Raw genomic sequence first — 13,762 nt, 5'->3', positions numbered from 1 at the left:
AGAGCTTTAGTACCGCTAGGCGAGAAAAGTAGCGAGAGCGTGCCTGAAAGGGTACTCCCATATCGCCATATATTACAAGGATATATATCGGTAAATCAAGAATTTGTCAGCCCTGTCAAAATTTCCCTATCATAATCCTTATTATCAAATATCCGCGGTCTAGTTGCATCAAAATTTGGATTAATAATACTACGGGTTGCATCATAATCCGAGGTCTGAATATCCACAATATCCAATACAGTATGAATCATATCATCCGTCATATAAGGACGATTTACAGCCTGCTGAATAGCAGCCCATTTCTCCGGATGCAGCTCCTTGAACTTATCAGAAGCCCAAACAATAACCGGAATCTCAATCATATGACGGCTTGGATTTTCCTCAATATGCCCCGTGAACCCGCCTTCATCATAAACAGCCTCGCCATGATCCGGCACATAGATAACGATACTATCCTCCTGCAGCTCCCGATACTTATCAATAATACCACTGACAATATAATCATTGTAGTACAGAGCATCATCATATTGAGCAATAACTTCCTTCTGAGCCTCATTTACATCCAGCTGAATATCATCCTTGGTAAATTTGGTAAAGATATATGGGAAGCGATTGTAATACAGACCATGACCACCCATCAGATGAACCACATAAAAATTCTTGTCGCCAGCCCGCTGGGCAATGGCATCATCCACCAATGGAAACAGAGCTCCATCCTCCAGTCCATCATCCTCACGAGAATCACGGATTCTGGTAAAATGGCTTACCTTGCTATGAGCAGCATAAATCTGGGCCACATTACCCCAGATACCAGAGCTTTCCTGATTGGACAGCCAATGAGTTTTATAGCCGGCACTGTTCATAATATCAATCAGATTATTGTATTCATACCAAGGCTTATCCGACTCATTATGACAGAAGGTAAACAGCTTGCTCAGCACAGCAATAGTTGTGGAATGAGGACTTACTACATCCCTAAACACGCTGATTTCCCCTCGGTTGGCCATATCGTCCAGATTAGGCGTATTAGGCAAATAATAGCCATAAAGATGCATATGATTCCGATTGGTAGACTCACCAAGAATAAATACCACATTCTTGATTTTACCATTATTGCGGGTAAGCTGAATATCCGTATCCAGCTTGGAAGACAGCTCCCGATAGGCCTGAATATTCTCAAAAGCTGTCTTAGAGGACAGCACCAGCCGCTGCATAGGGAACATGGTATCCCACAGCACATCAATATGGAGACTGAAAAGCATCACTGTATAGATTAAGGATACCGCCAAAAGACAGGAGGTAAGCACCTTTTTGCCTACGGCATCAAAATGCAGCTTCCGCCAAGGTTTGTTCAAAGCCAGCAAAGCCAGAATACACAACAGAGCAATTACCCTTGCTATATCCTGAGGCCCTGCATACATGGTAATAAACTCCCCTGCCTCCTTTAAATTGGTTTCCAACAGAGAAGCAACTACCCCCACTCCAATGAGAGCTGTATAATTATATACCACTACTCCCTCAATCACAAAGGGCACAAAGAATACCACCAACAATATATTCTTCAGCCATTTCTGCGGTCTATCTGGCAGCTTATCCAGCAGAAAAACCAACAGCAGGTTTATCAACAGCATAAAGCCAGCAAAGCTGCACATAGCTTCACCATTTTTCTTCATAACCATATAGCAGCACATAGGCAGACAATTGAAAATGAAGAAGGCCAGATAAAAGCCTCCCTGCCGCTGCAACAGCTGGGATACACCAACCACAAATCTATCCAGAATGTTTTTCATTCACCCAATCTCCTTACTATTAGAACCCCCACCTGCCGGATCTCCATCATGTATAGAGAGAATTAACAGGACACTGACTTACAGTTGATCCATCATGCGGTGAGTCTGAGGAATAACCCGCACATCCTTTAGTCGCTCCAGAGCCATTTGCTGCAGCTCCAGAACCCTGCCAGGCTCAATAGGCGGTACACCATTCATAGGTGTCACTGGCTGGAGTATCAGCAAGGTATTGTCATCTACGGAAGCAATTACTTCCACAGCCTTCTGAAAATCCTCCTCCACCAAATCTCCCGGCAGCACCAGCTTGGCATAGACATCCTTGTGATTGTCCACCGCCAGCTGCAGGAACTCCTTGTGCTTAGACCACATATCTACCCCGGTATTCTGAGGCAGCTTAATATCCATGCTGATAATATCCACCAGTGGCAAAACCTCTGCCAACCTTTCTGGCAATGTACCATTGGTTTCCAGCATGATTTTCCCCTGCACCATAGGCAGCAGCTCCTGCAAAAATCTAGTCTGCAGCAAAGGCTCGCCCCCAGTAAGGCTAACTGCCTGATGAGGCAGCTCCAAAAGAAACTGATTTATATAGGCAGCAGCTTCATTGGCATCCAAAGGATTGATAATCTCCCGAAAGCGTCTGGCCCCAGGAGCAATCTCTACATTGCACATAAGATGCGCCCCAGCCTCATTCTCCGTATCGCAGTAACCGCAGTGAAGATTACAGCCCTCAAATCTCACAAAAAGCTGACGGCATCCTACATAGCGGCCCTCTCCCTGCACAGAAGAAAATATCTCAATAATATTTGTCTGCATAGTCCACCTCACTCAGAATAAATCACAGAGGATTTTGGCGATTCCCAAACCTGAATCTGCTGCAGAGCAATATGAGGCATGGTCTGGAAAAACTCCGCCTTGGCCATTTCCTGATAAACATACTGAGCAATATTCTCTGCCGTAGGATTCTTGCCATCAGCAAAGGCTGGCAATTCGTTCAGCATACGATGATCCAAAGTTTCCAAAAGCTCTCTCAACTTTCCCTTTACCAGCTTAAAATCCACCAGCATCCCTAGCTTATCCAGCTTTTCACCCCGAACTACAGCCTCCACAGTCCAGCTATGACCGTGAATACGATCACATTTGCCAGGATAGCCTGCTACACGGTGAGCTGCTTCAAATTCCGCACTTACATGTATCTCAAACATTTTCTTACATCCTTTCAGACAAAAAGAGACCTCCTGAGAGGCCTCCGAAAAACATATCCTTTGTTATACCCCCTGCATTTTCTTACTACAAGGCAATCACCAAGGGAGATATTAGCTCCACCTTGTTATTTCTTCTTGTTCTTCATCAGCTGGTCATAGCTAATAGCCCGGGTGTGCTTGGTATGGCTCCACTCATGGTCATTACGCTTGAAAAAGCCTATGAACACAATAGGTATCCAGGAATAAATAAACACAGGATACAACAGCAAGTAGAACCAGGCCTTCAGCTTGGCACGAATCTTCAGCAGGATAATCATAGGCAGAATATACTGTCCCATCATAATAGCCGTCATCAGCTCAGAAGGCATAAAAGTATAGATGCTGGTATAGAACTGGCCAAACCACAGCTGACAATAGCTGGCAATAATGAAGAAGGTGGAAATCATCAGGAAATGGGGCTGCAGCAAATAAATACAGCCATCCAGAATACGAATATCCCGACGCTTGATACCCTCTTTAAACATAACCGGAATAAAGCGATGAGCCACATCAAACTGTCCCTGCGCCCAGCGCTTACGCTGATTCCAGGACTGCATAAAGGTCAAAGGCTTTTCATCATAAACAATAGCATCATGAGCCCAGGTAGTCTTAATACCATGAGCCAAAGACTTCATGGTAAATTCCATATCCTCAACCAGACAGGTAGCCCGCCAGCCATATTGCTTCAACACATCAGTGGTAATACACATACCAGTACCGCCCAATACAGCAGACAAGCCCAGATTGGTCTTAGCCAAATGAGAAATATGGTCGATTACCCAGAAAGCAATGGCAAAGGTGCCCGCTACCCAGGTATCATAAGGATTCTTGGCATCCAAATAACCCTGAATAATCTTGGCTCCCTTGCAGAGATGATGATTCATCTCCATAAGGAAACGAGGGTGCACCAGATTATCTGCATCAAAGATACACACAGCATCATACTTCTTGTCCATAGCAAAGAGCTTCTCAAACATCCACTCCAAAGCATAGCCCTTGCTCTTCTTGGTAGGATGGGTACGCTCACAAACAATGGCGCCAGCCTCTCCAGCTACCTTAGCCGTATTATCGGAGCAATTATCTGCAATAACATAAATATCATAAAGCTCCTTGGGATATTCCAACTGTTTGAGATTCTCTACCAGCTGGCCAATAACCGCCTGCTCATTATGGGCAGCCACAATAACCGCCATAGTTTTCTCCGGGGTGGTAATTTTCTTTTCCTTGAAACGCCACAGGCCGAAAAATCCAATAAAGAAAAAATACACTGTAAATAGGAAAATAATTATCTGCAGTGGCACCATTACTATATCAAATGGAAAATTCATGAACTAGCTTTCTCCTTTGGTTTGTAAAATTTTCCCGACTAGGCTTATTTGCCTGCCAGATTGATAGTATGATTGATAATGCCGAAAATAGCGTAGGAAGCAAATACTGCAAACAGCAAGGCTGAAACAATGGCATCCATGCCCAGGTACAATATTGCCAAAAATACTACAGCAGCAACAGCCTTGGCCACCAGATTCATCTTCTCAGCCCCATCACCCTTGAAATTAGGATAATGAACTGTGCTGACCATCAAATAGCCTACCACCATTACAAGCACAGGATAAGCATAGGACAGCTGATTCAAATCAAAGCCAATGCCCTTAAACAGCAAAGTAGATGTAGCAATCAAACAGCCACCGGCTGGAATAGCCAAGCCCATAAAATAGCCATGTACCACATCAGTGCTAACATTAAAACGAGCCAAACGGCCCATACCGCAAACTGCAAAGAAAATAGCTGCCACCCAGCCCAAAACGCCAAAATTCTCCAGCTGGAGACTATAGGCCAAAAAGGCCGGTGCCGCACCAAAGGAAACCAAATCGCAAAGAGAATCCATTTCCTTGCCAATCTCACTGCTAACATGCAAAGCTCTAGCGGAGCGGCCATCCAGACCATCTGCTACCAGAGCCAGCAAAATACAAATCGCCGCCTTTTCCAGCTCACCATGAAAGGTAAAGAGAATGGAGCACATACCAAAAACCAGATTCATTGAGGTTAGACCATTTGGCACCCATGATTTACTAAACATTATTTAATCCTCCCCAGAACGCTCTCACCGCCACGAACCTTATCTCCCTTTTTCACCAGAACCTCCACATTCCGTGGTACAACCAGCTCTGTACAGGAGCCAAATTTAATCAGGCCGTAAACCTGTCCCTTGGACATATTATCATCAAGAGTAACCCAGGAAACAATACGGCGGGCCAAAATGCCGGCAATCTGGGTAACAGTCACCCGAAAGCCCTTTTCATTCTCAATGCCCAGCATATGCCGTTCATTCTCAAAGCCTACCTCATCCTTGTAAGCAGGACGGAAGCGGCCGCACACATATTTCTGGCATTTTATCTCGCCCGCAATAGGACTGCGGTTAACATGAACATTAAATACAGACAGGAAAATGATAATCTTGGTGCAAGGCCCCTTGACAAAATCATCATCCTCCAGCTCCACCACATCCTGCACAGTACCATCTGCCGGAGAAACCACCAGATGCTCGTCTGTAGGAATAGTACGATCCGGATTTCTAAAAAAATAAGTAAAATAGCATGCCAGCACCACAAAAGGAACTGCCACAGCCACACCAAAACCAAAATACATTACCACTGCCAGGAAGAGAGCAGCTGCAATATAAATATAACCTTCCCTGACTACAGGGCCACGATTCATTATTCCACACCTCCACAGATAAAAATATCTGAAGTACACACTAATTAAAATTATTTCTTACTAGCCATAACCTTCATGACAAACTTAGGCAAGGCCAGCAATCTGCCAGCACGGCTAGGCTGCTTCAAGCCACGGAAAAGCCATTCCAGCTTGGCCTTCTGCATCCAGAGTGGTGCTCTCTGCATCACACCGGCCATAACATCCAGAGTGCCTCCTACACCAATGGCTACAGGAACCTGCAGCGCCTGGCGGTATTTGTACAGCCATTTTTCCTGCTTTGGCACCCCTAGAGCCGCCAAAAGGATATCCGGTCTGGCAGCCTTGATTTCAGCAATAATCTCTGGCTCATCTGCCTCACTGAAAAATCCATTGCGAGTACCTACAATCTTGATACCTGGATACAGCTCCATAGCCTTTTCCCTGGCCGATTCCGCTACCCCAGGAGCAGAACCGAAGAAATAGATTCTATCCCCTCGGCCAGGTGCCTCCCGCATCAGTTCCTGGGCCAAATCATAGCCAGCCACCCTTTCTGGCATTTCCACCCCCAGATAGTTGGCTGCCCAGACTGTACCAGCTCCATCAGGAACCACCAGGTCTGCATTATTCAAAATATGCTTCAATTCCTCATCCTGAGTAGCCCGCATCAACATCTCTGCATTGGCGGTAGCCACCAGGGCATTTTTTCTTTCATCTATAAACTGCTGAACTTTTTCAACAGCCTGAACCATAGTCAATGAATTTACATTAACGCCAAGAATCTCAGCTTGCTTTAATGACATTCATCTACCTCCCATATCTATTGCTAAAAAATCCTAACCTATATATTACCACAATTGAAAAGGAATGTACAAGCCTATTTATTTCATTTTCCTCTCCGCATTGACCATTGCCATAGCAAATGTTATTCTATTATATTGTAAGAAATAACTAACACAGGAGGAATTACCATGAGCTTAGACGGTATTTCCATGCATCCTCTTTCCATTGAGCTGGATAGAGCCATTGCCGGAGGACGCATTGACAAAATAAATCAGCCCAACAAGCAATCCATTATTATGGCCCTGCGGATGCCGGGCAAAAATATTATGCTGCATATCAGCATCAATCCTCAAAATCCTGCCATGCATATTGTGGACAAGGCACCAGAGAATCCTCCTGAGCCTCCCATGTTCTGCATGGTGCTGAGAAAGCATCTGGAAACCGGCCGTATTGCCAGTGTGCGTCAATACGGTCTGGATAGACTGCTGATTGTGGATATTGACTTTTTGGCTGCCGGAGGCCAGATTATTACCAAATCCCTTATGGTAGAGCTAATGGGCAAATACAGCAATATTATTCTGGTGCAGGACGGCATGATTATTGACTCCCTTCGCAAGGTAGGCGCCAATTCCAGCCGAATCCGCACCATATTGCCAGGGGATAAATATATTCTGCCCCCTCAGCAGAACAAGCTGAATCTGCTGGAGGTGCCTATACCAGATATTATCTCTGCCCTGCAGACCAAAACAGAACTAAAGCTCAGCAAGGCCATTTTGGATACCTGTCTAGGCTTTGGCCCTGTTACCGCCAAGGAAACTGCTTTCGGTGCAGGATTGCCTAACAATATTCCCGTAGCAGAACTGAATCCGGGGGATTGGCAATCTCTAGCAGATTCTCTAGCGGAAATCAAGGAAAGCTTTCAGGAGCCTTGCGGTCTAGCCTCTATTGTGGTGGACAAAAACAACAAGCTGCTGGCCTCTGCCTCCTTCCCTCTCCACTATTTCACAGAAGAAAATACCCTTACCTTTGACACCATCAGCGCCATGCTAAGCAAAGCCTCAGATTTGGTAGGCAGCTATCAGGTGCCGGATCAGGATAGATTCAAAAAGCTGGTGAAAAATGAACTGCATCGAGCCCAGAACAAGGTGCAAAAGCTGAAGGATGATATTGCCGCTGCTGACAATGCAGAGGACTACCGTATCAAGGCTGACAATCTTATGACCTATCAGTACCAGTTCAAGGATAGACAGGATGCAGAAATCAAAGTTCCCAATATCTATGATGAAGCTGGCTGTGAAATTACCATTGTCATGGATCAGCGACTGTCCATTGTGGAAAATATCCAGGCCTATTACAAAAAATACGACAAATTAAAGCGAGGCAAGGTGCTGTTGGAACAGCAGCTGCAACACTGTCTAGAGGAAATAGACTATCTAGCCTCCATTGAGGCTTCTTTGGAATCCTCCTCCAAGCTGGCGGAAATCAATGAAATAAAGGCAGAGCTGATTGCCAGCGGTATTCTCCGGGAAAAGCCTAAAAAGCATGCTGCGGAAAAGCAATCCCAGCCTTTCAAATTTACCGCCCCAGATGGCTCCACTATTTTAGTTGGTAAAAACAATTATCAGAATGACAGATTAACCTTCAAAATAGCCAATCCCAACGATATCTGGTTCCATACCCAGAATATCCCCGGCTCCCATGTTATTCTCCGCTGTGATGGGCAGGAGCCAGATGAGGATACTATTTTGCTGGCCAGCTATCTGGCGGTTCACTTCTCTCAGGCCAAGGGTTCCTCCAAAGTGCCTGTGGACTATACCAAAGCCAAATTTGTCAAAAAACCTTCTGGTGCCAAGCCTGGCTTTGTGATCTTCACCAACCAGACCACTCTCTATGTAACCCCAGAGCAGGAGATATTACAGCCTATCCTGCTTCAAAGCATTTAAAAAGGGGGATTCTCTCCCCCTACAGCTCCCATGTCCCCTTTCGGACATGGGATTTTTTATTTTGTCCCCACGACAGGGAGCCAATGTCAAATATCATCATAGAAGCAATAACGATTTTTGCCACTCTTTTTGGCCGTGTACATAGCCTCATCACTTTTGTGCAATAGAACATCTACCTGCCCATCATTATTCTTTTCCAACAGTACACCAATGCTGACAGATAGATTTTTGAACTCATGGTTCATAGCAAAGAAAGCCCGCATCTTCTCCATAAAGCCGTCCAGTTTTTGGCACATTTCCTCTTTGGTATATTCTCCCTGCAGAGCCACCACAAATTCATCACCACCCATACGGGCAATAATACCATCAGCAAAACTTGCCTGCAGCAGGGTAGCAAATCCTGCCAGAGCAGCATCTCCTGCCTGATGGCCATATTCATCATTAAGCTGTTTGAAGCTGTCCAAATCAAAATAAATAACCGCCAAACTATCCGTATCCATTTTCTGCATACTATAGTAGAAATACCGCCGGTTAGCCAAGCCTGTCAACTCATCAGTCTGAGCCTGCTGCAAAAGCTTTTTCCGATAGGCCTCCTCCTTGGTAATATCCTTGGCTACACCAACAGTACCAATAAAGTTTCCCTTATAATAAAGAGGTGTCTTGTAGGTCAACAGCTCCTTCATGCCGCTAGAACCCTTTACCTGCTCACGATAACGGCAGGTGTGACCAGCCAGCTTTACATCCTGCTCTGTCTCAATGCAGACATACTGGCCATCCTCATATTCCTCCGGTGTCAAATCCCAAATATAATAATGCTGCTTGCCACGAATATCCTCTTTTGTCTTTTTCACCGTATCACAAAAGGCATTATTTACACGCCAATGCTCACCAAAACGCCCCTTGAACCAAATCAAGTCCAGACTGGTATCTATAACAGCCTCCAACTCCGTATTCCACAGCCAGGCATCCTTTTTCAACTTTTCATTATCCATCAAACGGGTAAAAAGCAATTTTGCTGTAGCAGGCACCAGCTTCTCTGGCCAAATATCATGAAGCTGTTCCAATTCCTGACAGCTTAGCTCCGAAGCCCTGTCTGTACAATAAATACACAAGGCCTCCCCCAGAACCTGCCTTATTCTATTTATACAATCTGTCCCATTATCCCTAAAAATAACAATATCTATTTTATCCTCATAACCATCTTTGAGACTATTTTCGCAAATAAAATTATGACTAAACCATTCCCGAGGCTCCACCTCTTTAATAGCCGTCACCACAGCCTCATTCATATTGAGCAATAGAATATTTAGATCACATCTATACAAATTGCTCTCCCCCTGTCAGCATACTATCTTATTTCAAGTAGATTATACTATTCATTCGCTTTGTCTTGAAGTGATGGCCCTCTAATGCCTAACAAGCCAAAATAAACACTTGCACATATTTTATCATAGCTAAAAATATTACTCAATATTTGCGCAATTAATTCTCCCACTATATGACTACAAAAAAAATCAGGAGCCAGCCACTATCTCCTATAGACACGGTCTAGCTCCTATTTTCATATAATGTTAATGTCTTTATCTAGGACAAAAGACTTGTGCATTAGATTAATTCATACATATTCTTCGTCTGCTCTAGAATACTGTCACGACGCTCCTTGGAGTGAGCAAAATAATCATGGACAGCCTGTCTATCGCCACTGGCAATAGCCTGAGCCACTTCCCCTAAGATGCCCTGCAAAAGATGAATATGATTGATAATAGCTTCACTATTAGTCATGCAGATATCAGCCCACATATCAGCGTTAGAGGAAGCAATACGAGTAGTATCCTTGAAGCCGCCTCCTGCCAGCTTTAGGCAGGCCTCCTGATCTCCGTGGCTTCGATTCAATAGAGTAACCAGCGCAGCAGCAGCCACATGAGGAATATGACTGATAACCGAAGCACAACGATCATGCTTGGCTATATCCAAGGTTGTAAGATTGGCCCCAGTCAGCTTTACCAGCTCACAAACCTTGTTGTGAATTTCTGCTGGCACATCATCCTTTTCCACAATTACATAGCATTTGTTTTGAAACAAATCCTTTTTGGCCGCAGCCACACCGCTCATTTCCCGACCAGTCATCGGATGGCCTGGCACATAATAAATATTGTCTGGCAGGATTTTCTTAAGCTCATTCCAGATATACTGCTTGGTACTGCCGGCATCTGTAATCACTGCTCCCGGCTTAATAAAGGGCAGCAGCTTCTCCACCATAGGCACCATTTGCAATACAGGGGTACTCAGGAAAATAATATCTGCTTCCTTTACCACCTGCTCTGGATTGCTAGAGGCAAAATCCACCGCCCCCAGTTCCACAGCCTTGTCCATAGAGGCCTGAGTCCGACACATACCAGTAATGTATATTTCATCCCCTAGCCTATCCTTAAGACACATTCCTAGAGAACCACCAATAAGACCTACACCAATAATAGCAAGCTTTAACTTAGGCATCAGCCTCACCTCTCAACATAGCTGCCAGCTTGTTTACATCCTCCATAACGGAGCGGAAATCAGCAGGAGTCAGGGACTGTTCTCCATCAGACAAGGCAACCTCTGGATGTGGATGAACCTCAATAATCAAGCCATCAGCACCGGCTGCAATAGCTGCCATAGCCATAGGTCTTACCATACTGCGACGTCCAGTACCATGACTTGGATCTACAATAATTGGCAGATGGGACAGCTCCTTGATAGCTGCCACAGCACTCAAATCCAAGGTATTGCGGGTGTAGGTTTCATAGGTACGGATACCGCGCTCGCAGAAGATAACATCATCACAGCCCTCGCTCATAATGTACTCTGCTGCATTGAGCCATTCCTTAATGGTAGCACAAAGACCCCGCTTCAACATAACTGGACGGCCTGCCCGGCCTACTTCCTTCAATAGCTGGAAGTTCTGCATATTTCTAGCGCCAATCTGCAATACATCAGCATAGCGGGCTACAGTTTCAATAGAGCGCTGATCTACCACCTCGGTAACAACCTTCAGACCGTTGGCATCAGCAGCAGTTCTCAGCATCTTCAAGCCTTCCTCTGCCAAGCCTTGGAAATCATAAGGAGAGGTACGAGGCTTGAAGGCACCTCCCCGCAGGAACTGAGCTCCAGCACTAGCCACAGCCTCAGCAGATTCCATCAGCTGTTCCATGCTTTCCACAGCACAAGGACCAGCCATCACTACAGGCTTGCTGCCGCCGATTTCCACTCCATCTACATTAACAATGGTATTGTTTTTCTTAAATTCTCTGCTTACCAATTTGTATTTCTCTGTAATCCGCACTGTTTTCTCCACTCCGCTAAGATGCTGCATTTCCAATTTGCCAATCTCAGCCTTGTCCCCAATAACTCCTACAATGGTACGGCTGGCTCCCTTGGACAGGTGAACCCCCAGACCTTTTTCTTCAATTTTATCAATTACATTCTTCAACTCATCCTCAGTAGAATGGGGTGCCATAACGATAATCATAAAAATCTCCTCCAATTATATCATACAATTTTTAAATTTGAATACAAAAAAACCGCCCCTGAATACAGGGACGGCTGCTAACCGTGGTACCACCCTGCTTACTTTCGCAAGCACTCTTTTCAGATACTAACATATCCTAGTCCATGATAACGGAGACAATCCGGCGTAACCTACAATCATCCACAAGATGACTTCAGCCTGCAGCTCACAAGTGTATATTCCCAGCTTCCTCTACTGTGTCACAGCAACCCACAGCTCTCTGTCAAGCCCCCACTGGATTTCTCTTGCTCATAGCATTTAACTTTATTGATTTTTATTGTAACCACTTTGACAATAATTGTCAAGATTTTTTGCCAAAATTCTGATTTGCCGAGTTGCCTATCTCCCTAAGAATGTAAATATAATTCGGGATGTCAAAGATTCTCGAGATACAGCCTGCGGTCATAACGACTTTTGCTCTGTCCGACTTAATGGCCCTATCTGATGGTTTAGCCTTACGCATTAATACCGCTTGTCGCTGAGCCAATTCACAGAGGCCGTAATGATAGAGAGTGCCACCGGGGCCACTTTTGCTACGCAAAAGCAGGAGTCTCCCGACGCAAAAGTGTCATGCCCCTCCGGCTGTTGTCGAATCATCAAGGCTTATCGATATTGTCAATCCCTATAATTCTGCTACCTTTGTAGAAAATCGGTTATTACAAACAGTACCAAAGCGGAAAGACTCAATGAATACACTAACGAGCGGTATGGGAGTACCCTGCACAGGTACTCTTCGCGCCTCGGTACTTAGCGATTCATGAGCTTTCGGGGCGTCAGCCACGAATTGCCTCATGAGAGCTTTAGTACCGCTAGGCGAGAAAAGTAGCGAGAGCGTGCCTGAAAGGGTACTCCTATATCGCCATTAATAGTGGATAAGATGTATTCTGCAAATCAGAATTTGCAAAATAAATATCTACTGTAATCTTAACAACACCTGCATCAGCTTTAATGGCTCTCGTTCAAATATCTCTGTTTCCTTAACTAAGGCTTTGGAAAAATCCCGCTTATGATCAAATGATTTTGAGAACTTTCCCAGCACATCTAATATATTTCTTTCATCCCATGCATTGTCTAAGGCATAGGTGCTATGAATCACCAATTGGCACAGTTCATAAGCTATCAAATATGAAAAATAATTATGCAAAAAACCACCACTAAAGGAATATGGATAAGCATGAAAAAGCCATTCATTCTGCCAATATCGTTCTAGGACACTTCCTAAACGCTCTTGCACAAAATGATGCCTTTCCTCATATACATTGTTATAATAATCATTCATTACCTGCCAATGCTCGCTGGATATTAATAATTCTTTTTCTTGCCTTAGCACTGTAATAATGCCATTCATAAATTGGTGATGAGCAACTGGATAATATTGCCAATTCTCCCACAGGTTTGAAATTTCCTGCTGGAATACATCACTGTTGTAATATTCTATCAAACCTGACACAGCTTCTACATCCTGCTGACAATCTTCTACTCTGTCCAGGAATAAGCCTAATAGTACCAAGCGTTGCTCAAAGGTATAGGAAGTATTTTGCAAAATGGCTAAGCCTCCCATCATAATATGAACAGCAGCCAAATCATTAGGTACATTCTTCATATTACAATTCTTTGCCATCAGTTTCCAGGCATATGTATCCTCTTCACAGCTAATTTGCTGCAGCTCCATAGCATTAGGCGAAAGCAAGGCATATTCAGCAGCTACCGGACAAGTCATCGCCAACATTCTAAATTGATAATTACCAATTTGCTGTACCATTC

General features: G+C 44.5%; 13 protein-coding genes and 1 other annotated feature. Of the genes, 1 reads left to right on the top strand and 12 read right to left on the bottom strand.

Features of this window, described 5'->3' with window-relative positions:
* Positions 1-95: 95 nt before the first annotated feature.
* The 7 genes from I6E26_RS10165 to I6E26_RS10135 all read right to left on the bottom strand — a co-directional run bounded on the left by I6E26_RS10165 (position 96) and on the right by I6E26_RS10135 (position 6,528).
* The gene (locus I6E26_RS10165; protein ID WP_235321752.1) at positions 96-1,790 is read right to left on the bottom strand and encodes a phosphoethanolamine transferase; all 1,695 of its coding nucleotides are present in this window, start codon (positions 1,788-1,790) and stop codon (positions 96-98) included.
* 78 nt (positions 1,791-1,868) lie between these two features.
* Positions 1,869-2,606, bottom strand: a complete 738-nt coding sequence (locus I6E26_RS10160) for a 7-carboxy-7-deazaguanine synthase QueE (RefSeq protein WP_235321751.1) — start codon at positions 2,604-2,606, stop codon at positions 1,869-1,871.
* Between the two features lie 8 nt (positions 2,607-2,614).
* Entirely contained in the window at positions 2,615-2,995 is a 381-nt protein-coding gene (gene queD / locus I6E26_RS10155; protein ID WP_235321750.1) for a 6-carboxytetrahydropterin synthase QueD, read from the bottom strand.
* 125 nt (positions 2,996-3,120) lie between these two features.
* Positions 3,121-4,362: a glycosyltransferase family 2 protein gene (locus I6E26_RS10150; protein ID WP_235321749.1), complete on the bottom strand. Its 1,242-nt coding sequence runs from the start codon at positions 4,360-4,362 to the stop codon at positions 3,121-3,123.
* 44 nt (positions 4,363-4,406) lie between these two features.
* Positions 4,407-5,111: a CDP-diacylglycerol--serine O-phosphatidyltransferase gene (pssA, locus tag I6E26_RS10145; RefSeq protein ID WP_235321748.1), complete on the bottom strand. Its 705-nt coding sequence runs from the start codon at positions 5,109-5,111 to the stop codon at positions 4,407-4,409.
* Positions 5,111-5,749: a phosphatidylserine decarboxylase family protein gene (locus I6E26_RS10140; RefSeq protein WP_235321747.1), complete on the bottom strand. Its 639-nt coding sequence runs from the start codon at positions 5,747-5,749 to the stop codon at positions 5,111-5,113. Before I6E26_RS10140 ends, pssA begins: the two co-directional genes overlap by 1 nt.
* Before the next feature lie 50 nt (positions 5,750-5,799).
* Positions 5,800-6,528, bottom strand: a complete 729-nt coding sequence (locus I6E26_RS10135) for a WecB/TagA/CpsF family glycosyltransferase (protein ID WP_235321746.1) — start codon at positions 6,526-6,528, stop codon at positions 5,800-5,802.
* Between the two features lie 168 nt (positions 6,529-6,696).
* On the opposite strand from I6E26_RS10135, the gene I6E26_RS10130 reads away from it, so the two are divergent.
* Entirely contained in the window at positions 6,697-8,451 is a 1,755-nt protein-coding gene (locus I6E26_RS10130) for an Rqc2 family fibronectin-binding protein (protein WP_235321745.1), read from the top strand.
* Positions 8,452-8,537: 86 nt separating this feature from the next.
* On the opposite strand, the gene I6E26_RS10125 is transcribed toward I6E26_RS10130, so the two are convergent.
* From I6E26_RS10125 to I6E26_RS10105, 5 genes are all read right to left on the bottom strand, one after another.
* Positions 8,538-9,776 carry a sensor domain-containing diguanylate cyclase gene (locus I6E26_RS10125; protein ID WP_235321744.1) on the bottom strand — a complete coding sequence of 413 codons (1,239 nt, stop codon included), beginning with the start codon at positions 9,774-9,776 and terminating at the stop codon, positions 8,538-8,540.
* Positions 9,777-10,056: 280 nt separating this feature from the next.
* On the bottom strand, positions 10,057-10,947 hold the full coding sequence (locus I6E26_RS10120) for a prephenate dehydrogenase (protein WP_235321743.1): 891 nt from the start codon (positions 10,945-10,947) through the stop codon (positions 10,057-10,059).
* Entirely contained in the window at positions 10,940-11,959 is a 1,020-nt protein-coding gene (gene aroF / locus I6E26_RS10115; protein ID WP_235321742.1) for a 3-deoxy-7-phosphoheptulonate synthase, read from the bottom strand. The genes I6E26_RS10120 and aroF overlap by 8 nt, the downstream gene beginning before the upstream one ends.
* Positions 11,960-12,022: 63 nt before the next feature.
* Positions 12,023-12,260, bottom strand: a binding site (T-box leader).
* 39 nt (positions 12,261-12,299) lie between these two features.
* Complete coding sequence (locus I6E26_RS10110) at positions 12,300-12,539, bottom strand: hypothetical protein (RefSeq protein WP_235321741.1); 240 nt, start codon at positions 12,537-12,539, stop codon at positions 12,300-12,302.
* A gap of 372 nt (positions 12,540-12,911) precedes the next feature.
* The coding region (locus tag I6E26_RS10105) for a hypothetical protein (protein WP_235321740.1) at positions 12,912-13,762 on the bottom strand (851 nt) is incomplete at its 5' end.

It is taken from the genome of Anaerovibrio lipolyticus, assembly GCF_021531495.1.
Classification (GTDB): Bacteria; Bacillota; Negativicutes; order Selenomonadales; family Selenomonadaceae; genus Anaerovibrio.
This window is presented reverse-complemented; position numbering and strand designations above follow the sequence as displayed.